Source organism: Muricoccus harenae (assembly GCF_009848505.1).
Lineage (GTDB): Bacteria > Pseudomonadota > Alphaproteobacteria > Acetobacterales > Acetobacteraceae > Roseomonas > Roseomonas harenae.
Map to the genome: position 1 here is coordinate 1 of NZ_WWDL01000006.1, position 20467 is coordinate 20467.

Consider the following 20467-nt stretch of genomic DNA (forward strand, 5'->3'; position numbering starts at 1 on the left):
TCATCGGGTCCTCGGCCGGTCAGGGGTGGGAGCGTCGCAACTCCACCCTAGCCGCCAGGTCCGATGGCCACCCAAGCCCTAAATCCCGGCCGAAACCGGATTTTCCACCACCTCCGCGGACGTTACCTACAGCCTCGTGAATGGTAACGGAGTAGTCCTCGTGCGGAGTACCGTCACCCGCCACTCCGGGCCGCCCCGCTGGGCCAAGTTCCGTGCCGAGGCAGCACAGGTGAATAGCTGGCTGGACACTCATCAAGACGATTTGCTGAACCCGAGTGTGGCCGCGTCAGCCAATGCTCTCTGCGCGATGCTGGTGGTCACAGCGGATCCGCATGCTGAAGATTTGAGTATGCCGGCATTTGTTGGTCTCGGGATCCCTCCAAGGGACTTGACCGGCTGGTACGAGCTGCTGTCGCTCGCCGAGTGGATGGCTCTGTATCACGACGCTGACACTTCCGCTCAGGCGCCGGCCGCGCCGGAGGTGGTCCTCAAGGACATCGCTATACCGAAGCTGAAACGTCGCGGCGGCGATAACTAGCTTTGGTAGCCCGGGAAACCGGGCTCACTAAGGAAGACGAAGCAATGCGTAAGGGCACGCCCGGGTTCCAAAGCTCAAGGCCAGGGCGGAGGGTGATGAGCGACGTGACGCATCATTCCAGCGGGGCGCCGTAGTGCCATTTGAGCGGCGGTGACGGCGATTAGCCGCCTCTTTCCTGCAGGTTGCACGTTGGGTGCGTCAAGTTGACGCACCTTCTCCTCCGTCAGCCGCACCCACTCCGCGATGTGGTCCGGCCGCTCCTGCGGACTCAAGGGCGGCGCGGATGGCCGCGCGCGCCGACTGGAATGATCGGGAGCGCTCCTCCTCCAGATTTTTGAGCGTCCGGGAAGCGATGGTGGCCGGAATAACCAGATCCGGCCTATCCCAGTCCAGCAGCACGCGTGCTTGGCGCCATTGTTCAGCGCTCACGAGACAGATTTCGCCAGGCTCACGCTGGATGCGCCCCCATTTTCCGAGGTGAACTCCACGCCTGCGCTCTCAAGCGCGCCACGTATCATCCGCCGGCTGAGGGAGGGAAGCATCTCGCCGTCCTCGAACCGCTTAATAGCCGTTGCCATCAACCCGGCGCGCTTTCCCAGTGCACGCATACTAAGGCCCAGCGCTGTCCGCGCCGTCCGGCACTGCATCGGTGTCATTGCGGTTCCTCCTCAAGACCTTCGTCCCTGCCGGTCCGGACGACGGAAGCCGCGCCGAAGACAACGGGGCCAGGAACGAGGATTTTTAGGCGGGGGTTGCTACCAAGAGCCTGCCGCCAGTCGATCAGACGTCGTTCTTCAAACGCGCGTTCGCCGAGCCCTTAGTCTTAGGAATAATGCCCCGGCCGTTTTGAGGGCGACGCCACACCGGGGACTGCTGTTGCGGCAGCGCTCACAACGACTTCCGCAGCCTGACCCCGGGCCCTTCGCCGTTCTCATCCGCGAAGATTACGCGTGCAGCCTCCAGGGCGGCACGGATGGCGGCTGTGGCTAATTCGACGCCTTCGCGCGCGCCGGACGAAAGCAATGCTCTGGCCCAGGAAAGCGACGCGCTTGTACGTCACTTGCATAGGCAGCAGCAGCATCTCCGATCATGCCGCCCAACTCGGCATACCGGCGGACAAAGCGGGGGGTGAAGTCGCTAAAGAGCCCCAGCACGTCCTCAGAAACCAGGATCTGCCCGTCGCAGGACGGCGACGCGCCAATACCAATGGTCGGCACGGGCAGATCGGTGGAGATGGCAGCTGCTACGGGCTCCAGTGTGCCCTCCAGCACAATCGCGAACGCCCCCGCCTCCGCCACCGCACGCGCGTCTGCAGCCACGTGGGCTGCCTCCTCCTCAGATCGCCCGGCAGCGCGAAAGCCGCCGGCGACATGCACCGCCTGCGGCATCAGGCCGACATGCCCGCAGACCGGAATGCCCCGCTGGATTAGGAAGCGAATGGTTGCGGCCATCTCCTCGCCGCCCTCCAGCTTCACTCCGGATGCGCCTGTCTCCGCCATAACGCGTGCGGCGCTGCGGAATGCCTGCTCGGGGCTTTCCTGGTAACTGCCGAAGGGTAGATCCACCAGCACACAGGCGGTTTCGCTGCCTCTGACCACAGCAGCTCCATGGTTGATCATCATGTCGAGCGTCACCGGCAAGGTGCTGTCGAAGCCATACAGCACCATCCCCAGTGAATCGCCCACGAGCAGGATATCGACGTGAGGATCGAGGGCCCGAGCCATAGGTGTCGTGTAGGCCGTCAGGCACACGAGCGGCGTTCCACCCTTCCTGGCCTGGATCGCGGGGACGGTCAGTCTCTTGCCGCGTACCGGAGTGCTCATGATGAAGTTCCTTTCAAACGCACCCCCGCCCCACCGCCGTTCTCCGCGATGAACTCTACGCCGGCCGCCTCTAGGGCAGTGCGGATGGCGGTTGATGTAGAAGCCCGTGGCTCTGCCTCTCGCCCCTCAAACCGCATAATCGTCCGCTTCGGAATGCCAGAAGCTTCCGCGAGCTGATCACGTGACCAGTCCAGCAGTCCTCGGGCCGCCCGCGACTGCTCGGGCGTAATGTCGCTTAAAGCGACGATTCCGCTTGCTGCCATGCCAGGAGAGTGTCACTAATAGCGACGTTTAGCAAGGAGCGAACGGCCGAGCGAGCGGCTGGTACCCGCGCGCCTGGCCTGACCGCAAACCTGATGCTGGAGCATCCGGATCATGGCTAACTGCGCCCATATCACGCTGAGCTTGGGCGAGAGCACCACCGTGTCAGGGAGGTGGGCTTACCTGCCGCGGCAGACCACTCCTTTGGTAAGGGAGAGGTCCGGGATTCATTCCTCTCCGCCGGCCAGCTTGCCCGAGAGCATTGACTTCGGAGGGCAATGCTCTCCCCTTCCCTCCGCGCCCGCATTGCGGCCGAGCTGGAACGCCTGATCGCAAACTCTGCGGCCGAGAGAGTCGGAGAACTGCAGCGCCTGTCGACCATCACCGGGTTGGCCGTCGCTGATCTGCAAGAGCTCGGCTCCGGGGCCCGAGCCATGTCCGGGGTGGAGCTCGATAACTTCACGGACAGTGTGCAGGAACTGCAGAACGCGATGGGCGAGGGCGCGTCGGGCGAGAACAAGAACATCGTCGCGCTGTTCCGGAAGATGAGGATCCCGCTGACGGAGATGCGGAATGGTCGGCGCGAGGTGCGCAGCCTCGCAAGTGTCCTGCCCCAGCTGGCCGATGCCTTCCAGAACACTCAGGATCCGCCCCGGAGCTCGGTGAAGGCCAGAGCCGGATGGGCGGCCGGGCTCGCAATCTCTACCAAGCACCGGCGATCGATCCCGACACCGGGCAGTCGGCCTTCCGGCCAATGTCCTTCGGCGGCGCAGAGCGGCAGCCGCTGCCGAGCCTCTGGGGGCCGTCGTCGGTACCGGGAGGGAGCCGCGACGGTAAGCACCGGCTGGAGGTGGAATTCCTGAACACGCCTCCGGGGACGCGGGTGAGGACGGAGAGCAGCGGTAGCGCGGACCGCTTCCCCACCCTCAGCGTGGGCTACGCGCGCATGGGCATCGGCCGATGGCGGACCTTTCCGAATACTCCGACCCAACGGGAGTGCGGATCTCGGCCGACATGGCCGTCTTCCGGATCATGATCGCGCGGCTCTGGACGTGGCTGGCGTCCACCGCGCCAGACCCCCACGGCTTCCTGCAGACCGAGCTCGGCAAGATGACGGACCTGGTCATGCTTCATGATGTCATCACCACCGGCCCGCCTGAATACGCCGGCGCCGCGCAGGAGAGAGCCGTGGCGAAGATCCAGCATGTGATGAAGCTCGCAGAGGATCTGCTCCCGCTCAAAGGGTGATGGCGGGTTCTGCTAAGCCCTCGCGTTTGTGTCCCGCCCCCGGAGCGGAATTCGAGTGAGGAAGTACCGCTGGCAGGCTTAGTGTTCCGCAGGAAGAAATGCCGACAACGAGGCGACCCTGAGGAGACTGGCGATGGGTAAACTCAGCCGGGAACAACGCTTCGACATGAGGGTGCTGGCGGTGGTCGCGCTGCTCCTCATGGTCACCGCGATCATCATGCTCACGGTTGCCAGTGACCTATTCTGGACGGCAGTTGGGTAGGCGCGGCGGCAGCCGGGTCCGAGCAGTCTGAGGAGCCGGGAAAGGTGAAGGGGGTAACGAGACGTCACCCCGCTGTTCACGCCGAGCCGACAAGGTAACCGAGGTGAATGTTACACCACAGCGGCGCCTCTAGGGCCTGCACCAGGTAACAGCGAACTTCAGGAACTTCCCTCATGGCTACGGCCCGGCCTCCAAAAGGCTATGCCCGCCTTCTCCTGGTGGAGGGCATGGCGGACCCGCAATCAGACCACTGGGCGCGGGTCCTCGTTGAGTACGAGACAGCGCACGGCATCAAATCGACTGTGCTCTCGCCGGAGCGCGCCAAGGAACTCGGCCTGTTCGATGCACATTGGCGGAAGCAGCTTGTTCCCATCCCGACGCCCTAGGTCTGTCTTGCTGCAACTGATACCGCGATCTCAGCGCGGCCGCGGACCTCGCCCGAGTTCTGCCTGGGCAGCCTCATAGGCATCCTGGGCGCTGCGGTAGCTCCCGGCACTCGTCCTGAAGGTCTGATCATCCCTGGTAAGACGCCAGCCCCAGCCGGCTGAACCCGGCCCTCTGCGCTCCACGACGATCTCTGGGGCTGATGACGTCGGCAGAAAGTGGTGGGGGGTGACGTTCATCGCTGCACTCTCAACGGCAAGGCGGACCCGCTTTCAGCCAGTAAGGATGGGTCCGCAAAAGGTCCGCAAACTGCCTGGACTGCTGCGAGCCCTTAAAAAAGTGGTGTCCCCGGCGGGATTCGAACCCACGGCCCCGGGATTAGGAATCCCGTGCTCTATCCTGCTGAGCTACGGAGACGAGCCATCCTCACTTTAGCGCCCAGCCTCCGGCCGGCAAAGCCCTGACCCCTTGAGCCTGGCCGCAAACCGGCCTCCACTCCCGCCATGCCGCAAGATCCCCGCCTCGACCCCGCCATGGCCGCTTTCACCGACATGATGGCCACCCGCGCCGCCGGTCTCCCGCCGCAGCGGCTGGAACGCCCGCTCGATGCGTCCCGTGCCGTGAACGATGCCCTGAACATGACTTTGTCCAGCCCCAAGCCCCGCATGGAGGAGAGTGCCGAGAAGTGGCTCCCCGTTCGCGGCCGCCGTCTGCTCTGCCGCCTTCACCGCCCCCGCACGGATGCGCGGCTGCCTGTCCTGATCTACCTGCATGGCGGCGGCTGGGTGTGGAACAGCATCGACACGCATGACCCGCTGATGCGCAGCTATGCCGCGGGCGCCGGCTGCGCCGTGATCGGCCCGGATTATGCCCTTAGCCCCGAAGCCGCCTTCCCCCAGGCGCTGGAGGAGGTGGCGGCCGTTGCCCGCTGGGTCGCCGCGCATGGCGCCGAATGGGGGCTGGACGGTACGCGCATCGTGCTCGGTGGCGATTCCGCCGGCGCCAACCTGGCGCTGGGCACGGCGCTGCTGCTGCGCCAGTCGGACCCCACGCTGCAACTGCGTGGGCTGCTGCTGAACTACGGTGTCTTCGACGACCGGATGGCCACGCCCAGCTATGCCGAATTCGCCGACGGCTACGGCCTGACGCGGGAGAAGATGCGCTTCTACTGGGATTGCTACGCGCCCAATCCGGCGGATCGACTCTCCCCCTTCGCCGCACCGGCCCGGGCCGATCTGCGTGGCCTGCCACCCTGCCTGATACAGATCGCCGAGCTGGACGTGCTGTCCGACGAGAATCGTGACATGGCCGCCGCCTTGCGTGCCGCGGGCGTATCTGTGGAGGACGAAACCTTCCCCGGCACCGTCCACGGCTTCCTGCGGGCGCGGGACCATGTCCCGGCTGCGCGGCGCGCCATTGATGCCGCATCGGCCTGGCTGAAGCGGACGGTCTGAGGCGGACCGCCGGAGCCGGGCCGGCCGCTACCGCCGCCGGAAGCGTTCCACCGCTGAGACCAGGGCGGTCCGCACCCCAGGTTCCAGCGCCGAATGCCCGGCATCCGGCACAACGGTCAGCCGCGCCATGCGCCAGGCCTCGGCCAGCTCGAAAGCGGAGATTGGCGGGCAAACCATGTCGTAGCGCCCCTGCACGATCTCGGCTGGCACATGTGACAGACGGTGCATTCCCGCCAGCAGCCCCTCGGGTGGCAGGAAGAGGTTGTTGGCGAAATAATGCGCCTCGATCCGCGCAAGCCCGAGGGCAGAGCGGTCCTGCGCGAAGGAGGCGACCGTCTCAGGGCTCGGCATCAAGGTGCTGCACAGCCCTTCGTAATTGCTCCAGGACCGCGCGGCGGCCATGTGCACGGTGGGGTCCGGATCGGTCAGGCGGCGCAGATAGGCGCCGAGCAGGTCGCCCCGCTCCTCCGGCGGCACATGCTCGGCGAAGGAGGCCCAGGCATCGGGGAAGACGCGGCGGAGGCCGTAGAGGAACCAGTCCACCTCATCCGCCCGCCCGAGGAACACCCCGCGCAGCACGCAGCCCGCCACCCGGTCCGGATGCGCCTGGGCATAGGCCAGGGCGAGGGTCGATCCCCAGGAGCCGCCGAAGAGCAGCCAGCGTTCGATGCCCAGGAAGCGCCGCAGCGTCTCGATATCCTGCACCAGATGCGGCGTGGAGTTGTCCCGCAGCTCCCCCAGGGGGCGGGAGCGCCCGGCGCCGCGCTGGTCGAAGATGACCACGCGCCAGTGCAGCGGGTCGAAGAAGCGCCGATGCACGGCCCCGGCCCCGGCCCCGGGGCCGCCATGGAGGAAGAGCACGGGCTGCCCGCGCGGGTTTCCCACCTGCTCCCAGTACATGACATGCGCCGGCCCGCCTGCGCCGGCATGGGAAAGCGGCAGCAGTCCCGTCTCATAGGGTGCGATATCGGGGAAAAGGTCGCCACGCGGCATGGTCCCTCTTTGGCGCAAGCGATGGCCCGTGTGCAACGGTCCGGCCAACCTGGGAGAGCCTTTTCCACAGCCCCTTCGCGCGGAGCCTTCGCGCACCTAACTTGTCATCGATGCCACGTCCCATCCCCGGCCCGTTCGACGCCGCCCGGAACGGTCCCCAGCCGGGGCCGCGCGGCACTGGCGCGCGCCTGACGGAGGTTCGCTGCGCCGTCTGCGGCACCGAAAGCCGCCAGGCTCGCTTCCGCCCATTCCCACCCGAGGGCGCGCCGGACCTCGACCTGCGCCCCGGGGAGCCGCTGCGGAGCACCATGGCCTCCTGGCTGCAGCAATGCCCCCATTGCAGCTATGTCGCGCCCGAGATCGCCCATGCCCATCCCGCTGCGATCGAGGCGGTGGGCACGGCGCCCTTCCGCGCCCTGATCGTCGATACCGCCCATCCGCCGCTGGCCCGACGCTTCCTTGGCTATGCCTATGTGCTCGAGGAGACGGGCGCGTTGCATGCCGCCGCCGAGGCGACGCTGCAGGCGGCCTGGGCGGCGGATGATGCCCGTAAGCCTGATCTGGCCCGCGCCTGGCGGGGCGATGCCGTCGCCCTCTGGCGCGCCGGGCCACCGCTGGATGCGGAGCAGACCGTGCGCGTGGTCGATGCCCTCCGCCGCGCTGAGGCCTTCGAGGATGCCGGTGTCACCGCCGAGCAGCTCGCCGCCTCCCAGCCGCCCGAGGCGGTGGCGGGGGTGATCGCGTTGGAGCTGCGGCTAATCGCCTTGCGGGATTCGGGTCGGCATACCGTCGCCAGCGCCTTGCCGCCGCCCGCGCGCAGGCCCCATGCCACCCATGGCAGCATCGCGAAGCGCAGCCAGGGCGGGGGCTGGTGGGACCGCCTGCGGCGTCTTTGGCGCCGAGACCGCTAGGGATTTTGGTGCCTCCCCGCGGCGAGGAGGTTCCGGGAGGGCTTTCAGCCCCGGGTGCCACGGGCTCTGCCGCCGGAAGAAGTCGTCACGGCGTCGGCGCACTGGAGCCCTTGCGAAGCCGCTCTGCGCCCGGTATGTTATGTTATAACGTAGATTGAGGACTGAGGATGCAGCGCCGCGCCCTTTTCGCCGCCGCCCTTTCGCTGCCCGCGCTCCGCAAGGCCGGTGCCCAGACGACGCTGCCGGTCGTCGCAACCTTCTCGATCCTTGGCGACCTGGTTCGGCAGGTGGCGGGGGACCGGCCGCTTGCGCTCAGCGTCTTCGTCGGTCCGGATGGGGACGCCCATGACTTCCAGCCGCGCCCGTCCGATGCGGAGAAGCTGCGCGGCGCTGCCTTGCTGGTCCGCAACGGCCTCGGCTTCGATGACTGGCTCGGACGCCTCACGAATGCCGCGGGCTTCCGCGGCGTCACCACCACCGCAAGCGATGGCGTCACGATCCGCGCTGCCGAAGCTGGCCACGACCACTCCCATGGTGGTGGGGCGGGCCGCCGGCGGCCCCATGCGGTCCAGCCCAGCCGGACGCCCGACCCGCATGCCTGGGGGAACCCCCGCAACGTGCAGACCTATGTTCGCAACATCGCGGCTGGCCTTTCCTCCGCCGATGCGGGCAACGCCACCCTCTATGCCCGCAATGCGGCAGCCTACTCCGCCCGCCTGGGAACGCTCGATGCCGAGACGCGCGCAGCGGTGGCCGCCGTGCCTGAGGCGCGACGCAAGGTTCTGACCAGCCATGACGCCTTCGGCTATTTCGGGGATGCGTATGGCATCCAGTTCCTCGCACCCCAGGGCGTCAGCACGCATTCCGAGCCCTCGGCCGCCGATGTTGCCGGCCTCATCCGCCAGGTGAGGGCCGAGGGAATTTCCGCCGTCTTCGTAGAGAACATGACCAGCACCAGCACGCTGGATCGCTTGGCGCGCGAGGCTGGCGTGCGGGTGCGCGGCCGCCTCTATTCCGACTCCCTCTCGCCTCCGGATGGCCCGGCGCCGAGCTACGAGGCATTGATTCGCCACAACACCGGCCTGATCGTGCCGGCGATGCGGGGGGACGCCTGATGCGTGCCCTGCCCAGCCTCATCGCTGCTCTTTCCCTCGTCGCTCTGCCGGCCGCTGCCCAGCTTGCCGACCCGCCCTCGGGCACGGGAGTGAACCTCTACCCGCAGATATCAGGCGAAATGGACGCGCGCATCTTTTCGCAGTCCACGACCTCCGCCACGGATCGCCGCCAGCGCGGGACCAACATCTTCATGCGTGGCGAGATCTCGGCCGGCCTTTTCCTCTCACCGGAATGGTCGATCCAGACCACCATCGAGACAGAGCCCGTCGGCGAGGTGGAACCGAATGGCGGCACCACTGCCTTCCGCTACCAGGCCGCCTTCATCGAGGAACTGCGTCTGGACTGGCGGCCAACAGATCGCCTGACCCTCTATGGCGGCAAGTTCTCTGCCCCTTTCGGGCGCGGCCATCATGATTTCCCGGGCCTGCTGATGGATGTCCGCGCGGAAGAGACTTACCTCATCAAGGAGAGCCTCGGCATCGGCGGCACCGCCACCTATGTCTCCGACGTCCGGTTCGGCGAGCACGACATCTCAGTTGCCGCATTCGCCTTCGACACGAGCCCCCTCAGCGAGACGGCCTTCACGCGCAAGCGCTGCTGTGAGGGCGACTTCGAGCGCTTCTCCCGGAATTCGCGCCGCCAGGGCGGGCCGGGCAATACCGGGCAGTTCGACAACTTCGTCATCGCCCTCGATGGCGACAAAATGCCCTTCCTGCCCAACACCTCTTACCACCTGGCCTTCCTCTCCCGTGGGCCGGGCGTGGATGGCACGAAGCGCGAGACGGGCTTCGCCGCCGGGCTCCGCCACGAGATCCGTTGGAGCGAGGAGCTCCGAACCTTGCTCTTTGGCGAGTTCGTGCAGTTTCGTGGGGCCGGCGGGAACCCGCGCGAAGCCGGTCCGGAAATCCTGGACGCCTTCAGCATGGGCACAGGGGAGTCCGAGCCGGTGACGGTGAGCGAGCGCCGCCGCTTCACCACCATCGGCGCCCAGACACGCCATGGCCCCTGGCGCGCCACCGTCGGCTTCCAGCGCGACGAGCGGAAGCGCAGCGAGAACACCGTGCCCCGGGCAACCTACATCGAAGCCTCGGTGGGCCGCGACCTGCCGCTGAACTTCCGCCTCGATGTCGGCTACCAGCGCAGCATCGGTGGCGAGAGGCGGGAGGACAAGGCCGATGCCGTCATCGCCGTGCTGGGCTGGAGGGCGTCCTTCTGACGGGCCATCCCGTTCAGGGAACCGCGCCAGGGGCCGCATGGCAGATGGCCTCCAGGTTGTAGCCGTCCGGGTCCAGCACGAAGGCCGCGTAGTAGTTAGCGTGGTACTTCGGCCGCAGGCCCGGCGCCCCGTTGTCCACTCCGCCGGCCTTCAGCGCGGCGGCGAAGAAGGCATCCACCGCCTTCCGCGAGGCCGCGCTGAAGGCGAAATGCGGGAGTGGCGGCGCAGCCGTGCCCTGGGTAATCCAGAAGTCGCCGCCGGGATCGAGCGATTTTCCATGCCCGTCCGCCACGCCGAAGCTGGCGGCATCCGCATGCCCATGCGTGAACCGATAGCCAAGCGGGTGCAGCGCGGCCTCGTAGAAGCGCCGGCTGCGGCCGAGGTCCGAGACCGTGATGCCGAGGTGATCCAGCACGCGTCCTTCCTCCTTGATGGGGTGGCGTGAACTTAGCCTTTCCGCGGCGGAAGCATCGCGCCGGAATGCGGCAAGGCTCCCCCGGCCCCCGGCCTTCTGCTAACCCCCTGCCATGGACCGCATCTGGATCGCGGCCGGCTCCCTGGCCGGCCTCCTCGCCGTCGCCCTCTCGGCCTATGCGGCGCATGGGCTGACGCTGGACCCCGCCCGCGCCCGCATGGTCGACAACGCGCTGACGCAGCAGGGCTGGCACGCCCTGGCCCTGATCGCCGCCGGAATCCTGGCTGGCCGGTGGGGCGGCTGGGCGGTGCAGGGGGCAGGGGCCGCCTTCCTGCTAGGCATGATCCTGTTCTGCGGGGCCGTCTGGTATGTGGCGCTGACCGGGCGCAGCCTCGGCTCGGTCGCGCCCATGGGGGGGATGCTGCTGATGCTGGGCTGGCTGCTTTTGGCCGCCTCGGCGGTGCTGCACCGCTCGTGAGTGGCACCGGGCTGCGGGGGCCGGTCCGCTCCGCCTATCTGGCGGCGGAGGGCTTCGAGGCGGAGCTGGCGGAGGATCTGCGCCGCGCCGGGCACCGGGTCGCCGGTTGGCACGGACCGCTCGCCCTCTCCCCCGATCCCGTGCCGGAAGGCTCGAACGCCGCCCCCTGGGCACTGGACGTGTGGGATGCGCCACGGGAAATCCCGGTGCCTTCCATCAAGGCCGCCGCCGATGCGTTGCGCGCGATCCAGCGCAACTGGGGCCTGCTGGACGTGGCGCATCACCGCCGCGCCGCGCTGATTCGGGACGCCCTGCCGGTGCTGCGGCCAAAGCCGATCGTCTTCCCCCAGACCCCGCCTGCCTCCCATCTCGGGGCCTGGACGCTGCTTGCGCCGGACCGGCTGCTGGCAAGCCCGACCAAGAGCAGCCCCTTCGTCAACGGCACCCCCGCCTTCGTCGAGGACCGGGAGGGGCCACCCAGCCGCGCCTATCTCAAGCTGTGGGAGGCACTGACCCGCCTCGGCCGCTGGCCGGCAGCGGGCGCAAGCTGCCTCGACCTGGGCGCCGTGCCGGGCGGGTGGAGCTGGGCCCTGGCGGAGCTGGGCGCCCAGGTGACGGCCGTGGACAAGGCGGAGATGGACCCCATCGTCGCCGCCATGCCGAATGTGACGGTGCGGAAGGAAAGCGCCTTCGGCCTCGATCCCTTCCCGGTGGATTGGCTGTTCAGCGACGTGATCTGCTACCCGTCGCGCCTGCTGGGGCTGGTGCGGCGCTGGATGGAGGCGGGGGCGGCGAAGAACATCGTCGTCACCATCAAGTTCCAGGGCGAGACGGACCATGAGACCGCAGCCGCTTTTGCGGCGATCCCGGATGGGATGGTCTTCCATGGCGCCTACAACAAGCATGAGCTGATGTTCGCCTGGCCGCGCCAGGCCTGAGCCGCTGGCCTGGGCCAGCAAGAGTCAGAAAGAGGAGGATGCGTTGCGCGCCTGTTTCGTCGATGCCGGGGGTGCCCTGGCGGATGTGATGGAGAAGCTGCACCGGCCGGCCGACATGCCGGTGACGGTGAACCGCCAGCCGGACATCACCCCTGATCAGCTTCCCGCCGTGCTGGCCGGGCATGACATCGCCATCATCGACCACACCGCCCTGCCGCTGGCGATCGCGAAGCAGGTGCCGACGCTGAAGCATGTGGTCTTCCTCGGCACTGGCGCGCGCAGCTACATGAATCCGGAGGAGCTGGAGGCCGAATGCGGCATCCAGGTCCATATCATCAAGGGCTATGGCGACACGGCGGTGGCGGAGATGGCCTTCGCCCTGATGTGGGCCTCGGCCAAGGGCATCGCCTTCATGGATCGCGGCATCCGCGCCGGGAAATGGCTGCGGACCGATGGCGTGGAGCTGACGCGCAAGACGGTCGGGCTGATCGGCTTCGGCGGCATCGGCGCGGAGATGGCGCGGCTCTGCAACGGCGCCGGCATGCGGGTGCTGGCCTGGAACCGCACGGTGCGCGAGGCGTCCGGGGTGGAGTTCACCGATCTCGACACGCTGCTGGCCGAAAGCCACGTCGTCTCCATGCACCTGCTGCTGAGCGACGAGACGCGTGGCTTCCTCTCCGCCGAGCGTATCGCGAAGATGCGCAAGGGCGCGATCTTCGTGAACACCGCCCGCGGCGCGCTGACGGACGAGGCGGCGCTGGCCAAGGCCGTGGAGAGCGGCGCGATCGGCCATATCGGCCTTGATGTCTATGCGGAGGAGCCGCTGCCGGCGGGGCATTTCCTCTCGAAGGTCGAGAACGCAACGCTGGCCGCCCATTCCGCCTTCCGGACGCCGGAGGCCAGCGACAACCTCATCGAGGCGGCGCTGGAGCATTGCCGCCGCATCGCGCGGGAAGGCTAGAGAGGCACCTCAGGCCGGCGTGCCGCCTGTGTCAGGCTAGGTGAAGAGCAAAGCCTTTTGCCGGGATGGGCGGGTCGAACACCGCGATTGCTCCGAACTATCCCGGGGCAGTTCGGAGCCTCAGCTCAGCTGCTCGGCGATAGCTCGGGTGAAGGGCTCCGCGCCCGGCCAGCCGGTGATCCGGCCGATGCGGCGCGTGCCACGGAATACGAAGAAGGCTGGGACGCCGTGCAGCCCGAAGCGGCTGGCCATCTCCGGATCGTCATAGACATTGCTGTGCAGCCAGCGGACCTGGTCCCACTGGAAGCGCTCGGGCGAGAGGAGGATGGCGCGCTTCGCCACGTCGCAATTCGGGCAGTTGAAGCCCCAGAGGAAGAGCAGGGTGAGGGAAGGGGCCCCGGCATCCTCCAGGGCGCCGTCCAGCGCCTCGCTGCGGATCGCGCGCATGGGAAAGCGGGCGAAGAAGTCGGGTATGGTGCTGTCGGATACGGTGCTGTCGGCCATGCTGGCCTATCTGCGGGCGGCGGGCCGGTTCCTCAAGGCGCGTCGGCGCCGATCGGCTCGGGGGCGCTGGTTCGCATGCGGCCCTTCCACCCGCCCTCCCGCGCTGCCCAGGCCCGGGTGAACTCGGCGCCGAGCAGGAAGACCTGCGCGGAGTAATAGACCCACAGCAGCACCACGATCAGCGCACCGGCCGCGCCATAATCCTCGGCCAGGCCGCTGCCGCCGATATACCAGCCGATCACCGTCTTCCCGATGCTGAACAGGAAGGCGGTGATGACCGCGCCCACCGCCACGTCTCGCCATGCCAGATGCCGGTCCGGCAGGATTTTGTAGATGGCGGCAAACAGCAGCGCGACGAGGCCGAAGCTGACCAGGAAGTTCAGCGCCTTCAGCAGGATTTCCAGCGCTGGCAGAAAGCCCGTGATCCAGCCGCTGAAGGCGGAAATCATGGCGCTGACCAGCAGCGAGACGAGCAGCAGGAAGCCCGTAGCCCCCACCAGCCCGATCGACAGGGCCCGCGCCCTCACCAGCGCAGTGACGGAAACCGGCTTCGCCTCCGCCCTCCAAATGACGTTGAGCGCGCCCTGCAGCTCCGCGAAGACGCCCGATGCCGTGATAAAGAGGACGCCGAAGCCGATCAGCGCCGCGAATCCCTTGCCGCTCGTGTCATCCGAGCTGCCCTTCATCACCTCCTCGATTGCCTGCCCCCCTTCCTTGCCGACGAGGCCGGTGAGCTGCGCCGAAACCGCGTCGCTCACCATGTCCTGCCCGAAGAAGAAGCCGGCGATGGCCACCGCCACCACCAGGAGCGGCGCAATGGAGAAGAGAGTGTAGCAGGCGATGGCGGCGCCGCGCGTCATGGCCTCGTGCTCTACGAAGCCCGAGACGGCGTCCTTGATGAGCTTCCAGATCCTGCTGAGCATGCGTTCCCCGCGCCTAGTTGCGCTCCCGCTACAAGGCCACGACCGACGTGGGGGTTGCAGCGCGTTCAGCGATAGACCTTGTCGCTCGCTACAACAGCGGCGGCGTTGCCGGCCAAACGGGGGCAGTATCAGTGTCTTTCGCAGCCTGCCGAGAATCCGGGAAACGCTAAGGTTCCGCCCCGGCCGCGTGCGGGTAATATTCTTGTGCGGAACGGCTATGCGAGTTCCATAGCTTGCTCGTGGGCCCCGCCCTGCCTATCCCGGCGCAAAGTTTCCGGAGGCCCCGCCATGACGAACCGTTCCAGCCGCCGCACCCTGATGGGTGCCGCCCTGGCCCTTCCTGCCCTCCGCGCTGCAAATGCGCAGGACAATTGGCCCACCCGGCCGGTCCGCTTCCTCATCCCCTTCCCGCCGGGGCAGGCGACCGACACCATCCTGCGCGTCCTGGCGGACGAACTGTCTGGCAAGTGGCCGCAGCGGGTGGTGGTGGAGAACCGTGCCGGTGGTGCAGGGGTGGTGGGAACCGAGGCCGGCGCCCGCTCGGCGCCGGATGGCTACACCATCGTCGCCTCGACCAGCGGCACCAATGGCATCAACCCCAGCGTCATTCCCAACCTGCCCTATGACGCAGAGCGCGACTTCAACTACATCACAACGGTCTTCACCGTGCCGCTGATGATCGTGGCGCACCCCTCCTTCGCGCCGAAGGACGTGCCGGCGCTGCTCGCCGCGGCGAAGGCGGACCCAGGGGGCATCAACTACGGAAGCGGTGGTCCCGGCACCTCACAGCACATGTCGGCGGAGTTATTCTGCAGCCGTGCCGGGGTGCGCCTGACCCATGTGCCCTATCGCGGCAGCGGCCCGGCCATGGCGGACCTGATCGCAGGGAACATCCCGATGATGTTCGACAGCGTCGCGAGCGCATTGCCGCATGTCCGCTCCGGCCGGATCAAGGCCCTCGGCGTCACCTCCGCCGCGCGGGCGCCGCAGCTTCCGGAAGTGCCGGCCATCGCCGAGACCCTGCCGGGCTACGAGGCAATCGGCTGGGCCGGCCTCTGTGTTCCGGCTGGAACCCCGGAACCGATTGTCGTCCGCATCAATGCCGATGTGACCGCCCTCTTGCGCGACCCCGCTTTTGCCGCACGCATGTTGCAACTGGGTGGCACGCCTTCGCCCCAGACCCCTGCCGAGGCAAATGCCTTCGTGCGGTCGGAGATCGCGAAGTGGCGCGAGGTGGCGCGCAGCGCGAATGTCCGGCTGGGAGGCTGACGGACCGCCGGACCCGGGGGGCCGTGCCCGGCCCCCGGTAGAATCCAAATCTAACCCACCTTCTTCCGCCGGGGCGCCCCGCGCGATGCCGTGCGGGTGCTGCGCTTATCCGGGTCGTACCCGCCCCCGCCCGGCCCGAGCGGCTTGGGCTTCCAATCTGATCGTCCGCGCGCCTCGTGCCCCGATGGGGGAGGGGCATCGAGGCCGAGTTCCAGGTTCTCCAGCCGCTTGATCTCGTCGCGCAGCCGGGCTGCGGTCTCGAACTCCAGGTCGGCGGCGGCGGACCGCATGCGGCGCTCCAGCTCGGCGATGCTCGCGCGCAGGTCCTTGCCGACGAACTCGGCCGTTGCGTCGCCCTCCACCGCCTCCACCGTGACGTAATCCTGCTCGTAGACCGATTGCAGCACATCGGAGATGCCACGGATGATGGTCTGCGGCGTGATGCCATGGGCCTCATTCCAGGCCTTCTGCTTGGCGCGGCGCCGGTCCGTCTCCTCAATGGCGCGCCGCATGCTGTCGGTCATGCGGTCGGCATAGAGGATCACCCGGCCCTCGGCGTTGCGCGCGGCGCGGCCAATGGTCTGGATCAGCGAGGTGGTGGAACGGAGGAAGCCTTCCTTATCGGCATCGAGAATGGCGACGAGGCGGCATTCGGGGATGTCCAGCCCCTCGCGCAGCAGGTTGATGCCCACCAGCACGTCGAAGACGCCGCGGCGGAGGTCACGGATGATCTCGATCCGCTCCAGCGTATCCACATCGGAGTGCAGGTAGCGGACCTTGATGCCCGTCTCCGTCATGTACTCCGTCAGGTCCTCGGCCATGCGCTTGGTCAGCGTGGTCGCGAGCACACGGCCGCCCTGGGCGATCACCTCCCGGCACTCGGCCAGCAGGTCGTCGACCTGGCGCTCCACGGGGCGGATCTCGGTCGGCGGGTCGATCAGGCCGGTGGGGCGGATGACCTGCTCGGCAAAGCTGCCGCCGGTGCGCTCCATCTCCCAAGATCCGGGGGTGGCGCTTACGAAAATGCTCTCCGGGCGGAACTGGTCCCATTCCTCGAATTTGAGAGGGCGGTTGTCCATGCAGGAGGGAAGGCGGAAGCCGAAATCAGCCAGCACGGATTTGCGCGCGAAGTCGCCCCGCGCCATGCCGCCAATCTGCGGGACTGTGACATGGCTTTCGTCCACGATCAGCAGCGCGCCGTCGGGCAGGTATTCGAAGAGGGTGGGCGGCGGTTGGCCGGGGCCGCGGCCGGATAGGTAGCGGGAGTAGTTCTCGATGCCTTTACAGGCGCCGGTTGTCTCCATCATCTCGATGTCGAAGGTGGTGCGCTGCTCCAGCCGCTGGGCCTCCAGCAGCTTGCCCTCGGCATTCAGCCGCGCCAGCGTTTCGCGCAGCTCGATCTTGATGTCGCGGATGGCCTGGATGAGGGTCGGGCGCGGGGTGACATAGTGGCTGTTCGCGTAGATCGCGACCTGCTCCATCTCGCCCGCCACTTCTCCGGTCAGCGGGTCGAATTCGCGGAGGCCGTCCACCTCGTCGCCGAACAGGGAGATGCGCCAGGCGCGGTCCTCGAGGTGGGAGGGCCACACATCCACCGTCTCGCCGCGCACGCGGAAGGTGCCGCGCTGGAAGGCGGTGTCATTGCGGCGGTACTGCAACTCCACCAGCGCCTTGAGCAGCACGTCCCGGTCGATCTTGCCGCCCAGCTCCAGCTTGACGGTCATGTTGCCATAGGTCTCGACCGAGCCGATGCCGTAGATGCAGGACACCGAGGCCACGATCACCACGTCCCGCCGCTCCAGCAGCGCCTGGGTGGCGGAGTGGCGCATGCGGTCGATCTGCTCGTTGATCTGCGCGTCTTTTTCTATGTAGGTGTCGGTGCGCGGAACATAGGCTTCCGGCTGATAATAATCGTAGTAGGAGACGAAGTATTCCACCGCGTTGTCGGGAAAGAAGGACTTCATCTCTCCATAGAGCTGCGCCGCCAGTGTCTTGTTCGGCGCCAGGATCAGGGTCGGGCGCTGCACCGCCTCGATCACCTTGGCCATGGTGAAGGTCTTGCCCGAGCCGGTGACGCCGAGCAGCACCTGGTCGCGGTCGCCCCGCTCCTTCAGCCCTTCCACGAGTTCGGCGATGGCCCGCGGCTGGTCGCCGGCAGGCTCATAAGGGGAAACGACCTTCAGCGCCTTGCCGCCCGCCGGAGCGGGGCGGCGGATGGGCTGGAAGAGAACGGGCGGGAGGGTGTCCATGGCGCGGAGAACATAGGGTGGACGGCGCCAGGTTTCAGCAGGTTTCGGACGCGAACCTCGCGCGGCGTTCAGCCGGGGTCGAAGGCGTGCCGTACCAGGATGGCGCGGGCCTTCTCCACGTCGAAATCCGTCCGGCGCTGGAATACCGAGAGATCCCCCGCGATCGCCACCTCCCGGGCGACCTGCCGCACCACGTGGTACCCTCGGCGAGAGGCGAAGTCGTGCATGACCAGCAGCGCATCCCAGCGGCAGCGCAGCAGCACCTGCATGGCGCAGGCCACGCGGAAGCGCCCGTCCACCATGTAGAGATCGGCCGACTCGGTCCCGGGGATGGACCAGGGCGCCTCATGGTAGCGGGGCCAGAGCGATTGAGTCGCCGGGTCGGACGGACGCCCCCATTCGCCAACCGGGCCGATATCCGCATGCAGCAGGCGTGGCTGCGTCCAGCCTGGGCGGGAAGCGCAGGCCTTCGCCACCTGGTCCAGCCATTCAGGCGAGGAATCGACAGAGATGATGGAGCCCTCGACCAGCGATGCGGCCAAGCAGGTGCTGCCCCCGGCGCCGAATTCGACATAGTGGCCGGCGCAGCGCAACACGCTTTCGAACAGCCCGAACTCGGCATCCGACATATGGGGGGAGGGGATGGGGAACGCGTCTTCCACGAGACCTCGGCAGTTGGGCGCGCGGACGCTACCGGGCCATTTCGGCTGCCGCAAACCGGGATCGGCGGCGCGTGGGCGCCCATGCATTTCCCTGGCACGGCGCATCGGCTAAAAGGACGAGCCCGGTGGGCCAGACCCACCGCCGGAGCCGGGTTAGCACAGCGGTAGTGCAGCGGTTTTGTAAACCGAAGGTCGGGGGTTCGATCCCCTCACCCGGCATACCTCTCCCGCAAGGGTGAGTGTCTACAGGGACATAGGCATAATCAGCGACTTAGGTGGCTGTCGGTGTTACACCGGAGTGATACACCGTGGCTGTTCTCCTCATGTCTCGTCCCTACAAGCACCCCAAGACAGGCATCTACTGGTTCCGAGCGAAGGTCCCGGCTGCCTTCCGCCAGATGGCCGGCAAGGAACTCGTCACATGGACCCTCATGACGAAGGACCAGAATGAGGCCCTGAGGCGCTGGCCTGATGCCCTGAAGCGGTGGGAGGCAATGAAGGCCGAGTGGGGCCGCAAGGGTAGGGCCGAGGCGCTGACTAAGGAGCGGGCTAGGGAGATTGCCGCTGTCTGGGGTGCCTGGGTTGCTTCCGGCGACAAGCTGGACCGGGCCGGTGTGGTGTTCCCCGCTTATCATGATCCGAAGGAAGCTTTTGATGCACTCTATGAGCGGATCACATTCCATTCCCACGAGGCCCTGAAGCTTGCTGCAACTGATGCGACGCCGGATACCTTCCCGATCCTGGAAAAGGAAATGAACGCAATCGTCATGGGCGCCTACCAGGATGCAACAATCCGGGAGCGGGCCAAAGCTGACGATCTACCGGTATGGCAGGACTTCCTTACCCTTGCTCGGGCCTACTACCCTGATGCGAAGGTGCCCGAAGAAGACACGAGCGCAGCCCTGCCGACGCCGCCTGCGCTGACTTTTGACGCCGCATGGGAGGGATGGAAGGCGGTAACTACGAACAGCCCCAGGACTGTGGATGACGCTCTGCGGGTCCTGCGTCAGCTTCAAGGCTTTGTCGGTCATTCCGATGCGGCCAAGGTGACCCGTGATGACGTGCTGCGGTGGCGTGATGCCATGAAGGCGGTCGGCAAGAGCAACACTACCTGGAATAATCGGCTGTCCCTCGTCGGGGAAGTTTTCAAGCGGGCGGTGAAGGATGGGCGAATCGCCGGTAATCCCGCTGATGGTCTGCGGCTGGAGAAGAGCAGGACTGTCATCCGCAAGCCCTACACGGACGAGGATGCGGCTCTAATCCTGAAGGCTGCCCGGAAGGAAACCTCACCTGCCCTCCGCTGGTCCCATTGGATTATGGCGTTCACGGGGATGCGTGTTGGGGAGGTCCTTCAGTTGACAACGGGCGATATCAAGGCCGACCCGAAGTCAGGGGTGCGATATGTGGATGTTCGTCCCGATCCCCAGGCCGGAAAGACCGTGAAGACGGATCACCCTCGGCACATCCCTATCCATCCTGCTTTGGTCGCCGAGGGTTTCCTTGATTTCGTGGCCACCATTCGGCGCGATGGCGAGGACGTTCCGCTGTTCCCCGAAAAGGGTCTAGATAAGTATGGGCGGCGCGGTGGGCGGGCCTGGAACCTCGTCGGTAAGTGGGTCAAGAAGGCTGCGCAGATCAACGATCCGTCTAAGGCTCCCAATCATAGTTGGCGCCACAGGATGGAGGACGAGTTGCGAGCCGCAGAGGTCCCGGAGGACGCTCGTGACGCGATTATGGGACACCATCGCAAGACGACGGGCCGTCAATATGGCGAGCGTGGAGAGGCCCTAACGCGGCTCTATCGGGAACTCTCCAAGGTCACCCTTCCCCCCGCAATCATGGGCCCTTGTAAGGCCACGTAG

Annotated in this window: 21 protein-coding genes and 2 tRNA genes; 15 read left to right on the plus strand and 8 right to left on the minus strand. The window is 67.0% G+C overall.

All coding sequences use genetic code 11. The annotated features are described in order from the left end of the window. The first annotated feature begins 229 nt into the window (after positions 1-229). Positions 230-538: a hypothetical protein gene (locus GSE44_RS06260; protein ID WP_159347953.1), complete on the plus strand. Its 309-nt coding sequence runs from the start codon at positions 230-232 to the stop codon at positions 536-538. Positions 539-1524: 986 nt separating this feature from the next. Here the strand turns inward: GSE44_RS06260 and panB are convergent. Continuing rightward, positions 1525-2361 carry a 3-methyl-2-oxobutanoate hydroxymethyltransferase gene (panB, locus tag GSE44_RS06265; protein ID WP_159347954.1) on the minus strand — a complete coding sequence of 279 codons (837 nt, stop codon included), beginning with the start codon at positions 2359-2361 and terminating at the stop codon, positions 1525-1527. A gap of 539 nt (positions 2362-2900) precedes the next feature. Between panB and GSE44_RS06270 the strand changes: the two genes are divergently transcribed. The 4 genes from GSE44_RS06270 to GSE44_RS06280 all read left to right on the plus strand — a co-directional run bounded on the left by GSE44_RS06270 (position 2901) and on the right by GSE44_RS06280 (position 4518). After that, entirely contained in the window at positions 2901-3485 is a 585-nt protein-coding gene (locus GSE44_RS06270) for a hypothetical protein (protein ID WP_159347955.1), read from the plus strand. 97 nt (positions 3486-3582) lie between these two features. Then, the gene (locus GSE44_RS06275) at positions 3583-3870 is read left to right on the plus strand and encodes a hypothetical protein (protein WP_159347956.1); all 288 of its coding nucleotides are present in this window, start codon (positions 3583-3585) and stop codon (positions 3868-3870) included. 133 nt (positions 3871-4003) lie between these two features. Further along, positions 4004-4132, plus strand: a complete 129-nt coding sequence (locus GSE44_RS26175; protein ID WP_268893629.1) for a hypothetical protein — start codon at positions 4004-4006, stop codon at positions 4130-4132. 173 nt (positions 4133-4305) lie between these two features. After that, a complete protein-coding gene (locus tag GSE44_RS06280; RefSeq protein ID WP_159347957.1) occupies positions 4306-4518 on the plus strand; it encodes a hypothetical protein in 213 nt (70 codons plus the stop codon). A 338-nt stretch (positions 4519-4856) separates the two neighbouring features. Here GSE44_RS06280 and GSE44_RS06285 read toward each other — a convergent pair. Further along, positions 4857-4933, minus strand: a tRNA-Arg gene (locus GSE44_RS06285). An 86-nt stretch (positions 4934-5019) separates the two neighbouring features. On the opposite strand from GSE44_RS06285, the gene GSE44_RS06290 reads away from it, so the two are divergent. Beyond that, positions 5020-5970: an alpha/beta hydrolase gene (locus tag GSE44_RS06290; protein ID WP_159347958.1), complete on the plus strand. Its 951-nt coding sequence runs from the start codon at positions 5020-5022 to the stop codon at positions 5968-5970. Between the two features lie 27 nt (positions 5971-5997). On the opposite strand, the gene pip is transcribed toward GSE44_RS06290, so the two are convergent. Next, positions 5998-6963: a prolyl aminopeptidase gene (gene pip, locus GSE44_RS06295; RefSeq protein WP_159347959.1), complete on the minus strand. Its 966-nt coding sequence runs from the start codon at positions 6961-6963 to the stop codon at positions 5998-6000. Positions 6964-7073: 110 nt separating this feature from the next. Between pip and GSE44_RS06300 the strand changes: the two genes are divergently transcribed. The 3 genes from GSE44_RS06300 to GSE44_RS06310 all read left to right on the plus strand — a co-directional run bounded on the left by GSE44_RS06300 (position 7074) and on the right by GSE44_RS06310 (position 10206). Then, a complete protein-coding gene (locus GSE44_RS06300; protein WP_235924594.1) occupies positions 7074-7874 on the plus strand; it encodes a hypothetical protein in 801 nt (266 codons plus the stop codon). Between the two features lie 167 nt (positions 7875-8041). After that, positions 8042-8989: a metal ABC transporter solute-binding protein, Zn/Mn family gene (locus GSE44_RS06305; RefSeq protein ID WP_159347960.1), complete on the plus strand. Its 948-nt coding sequence runs from the start codon at positions 8042-8044 to the stop codon at positions 8987-8989. Beyond that, positions 8989-10206, plus strand: a complete 1218-nt coding sequence (locus tag GSE44_RS06310) for a hypothetical protein (RefSeq protein WP_159347961.1) — start codon at positions 8989-8991, stop codon at positions 10204-10206. The genes GSE44_RS06305 and GSE44_RS06310 overlap by 1 nt, the downstream gene beginning before the upstream one ends. A 13-nt stretch (positions 10207-10219) precedes the next feature. Here the strand turns inward: GSE44_RS06310 and GSE44_RS06315 are convergent, their stop codons facing one another. After that, a complete protein-coding gene (locus tag GSE44_RS06315) occupies positions 10220-10621 on the minus strand; it encodes a VOC family protein (RefSeq protein WP_159347962.1) in 402 nt (133 codons plus the stop codon). 112 nt (positions 10622-10733) lie between these two features. Here GSE44_RS06315 and GSE44_RS06320 point away from each other — a divergent pair, with 112 nt between their 5' ends. The 3 genes from GSE44_RS06320 to GSE44_RS06330 are packed head-to-tail and all read left to right on the plus strand — an operon-like array spanning position 10734 to position 12998. Then, the gene (locus tag GSE44_RS06320; protein ID WP_159347963.1) at positions 10734-11099 is read left to right on the plus strand and encodes a DUF423 domain-containing protein; all 366 of its coding nucleotides are present in this window, start codon (positions 10734-10736) and stop codon (positions 11097-11099) included. Beyond that, the gene (locus GSE44_RS06325) at positions 11096-12037 is read left to right on the plus strand and encodes an SAM-dependent methyltransferase (protein ID WP_159347964.1); all 942 of its coding nucleotides are present in this window, start codon (positions 11096-11098) and stop codon (positions 12035-12037) included. Before GSE44_RS06320 ends, GSE44_RS06325 begins: the two co-directional genes overlap by 4 nt. Positions 12038-12080: 43 nt before the next feature. Then, positions 12081-12998 carry an NAD(P)-dependent oxidoreductase gene (locus tag GSE44_RS06330; RefSeq protein ID WP_159347965.1) on the plus strand — a complete coding sequence of 306 codons (918 nt, stop codon included), beginning with the start codon at positions 12081-12083 and terminating at the stop codon, positions 12996-12998. A 120-nt stretch (positions 12999-13118) separates the two neighbouring features. Here the strand turns inward: GSE44_RS06330 and GSE44_RS06335 are convergent, their stop codons facing one another. Both GSE44_RS06335 and GSE44_RS06340 read right to left on the minus strand, forming a co-directional pair. Further along, positions 13119-13502 (minus strand): thioredoxin family protein, encoded by a 384-nt coding sequence (locus tag GSE44_RS06335; protein ID WP_159347966.1) that lies wholly within the window; start codon positions 13500-13502, stop codon positions 13119-13121. Between the two features lie 32 nt (positions 13503-13534). After that, on the minus strand, positions 13535-14425 hold the full coding sequence (locus GSE44_RS06340) for a YihY/virulence factor BrkB family protein (RefSeq protein WP_159347967.1): 891 nt from the start codon (positions 14423-14425) through the stop codon (positions 13535-13537). A 288-nt stretch (positions 14426-14713) separates the two neighbouring features. On the opposite strand from GSE44_RS06340, the gene GSE44_RS06345 reads away from it, so the two are divergent. After that, positions 14714-15694, plus strand: a complete 981-nt coding sequence (locus GSE44_RS06345) for a Bug family tripartite tricarboxylate transporter substrate binding protein (protein ID WP_159347968.1) — start codon at positions 14714-14716, stop codon at positions 15692-15694. A gap of 50 nt (positions 15695-15744) precedes the next feature. Here GSE44_RS06345 and uvrB read toward each other — a convergent pair whose 3' ends face one another. Together uvrB and GSE44_RS06355 are read right to left on the minus strand one after the other, a co-directional pair. Beyond that, positions 15745-17943: an excinuclease ABC subunit UvrB gene (uvrB, locus tag GSE44_RS06350; RefSeq protein ID WP_159347969.1), complete on the minus strand. Its 2199-nt coding sequence runs from the start codon at positions 17941-17943 to the stop codon at positions 15745-15747. Positions 17944-18011: 68 nt separating this feature from the next. Continuing rightward, a complete protein-coding gene (locus GSE44_RS06355) occupies positions 18012-18605 on the minus strand; it encodes a hypothetical protein (protein WP_159347970.1) in 594 nt (197 codons plus the stop codon). Positions 18606-18752: 147 nt separating this feature from the next. On the opposite strand from GSE44_RS06355, the gene GSE44_RS06360 reads away from it, so the two are divergent. Both GSE44_RS06360 and GSE44_RS06365 read left to right on the plus strand, forming a co-directional pair. Beyond that, positions 18753-18824, plus strand: a tRNA-Thr gene (locus GSE44_RS06360). Positions 18825-18913: 89 nt separating this feature from the next. After that, positions 18914-20467 carry a DUF6538 domain-containing protein gene (locus GSE44_RS06365; RefSeq protein ID WP_159347971.1) on the plus strand — a complete coding sequence of 518 codons (1554 nt, stop codon included), beginning with the start codon at positions 18914-18916 and terminating at the stop codon, positions 20465-20467.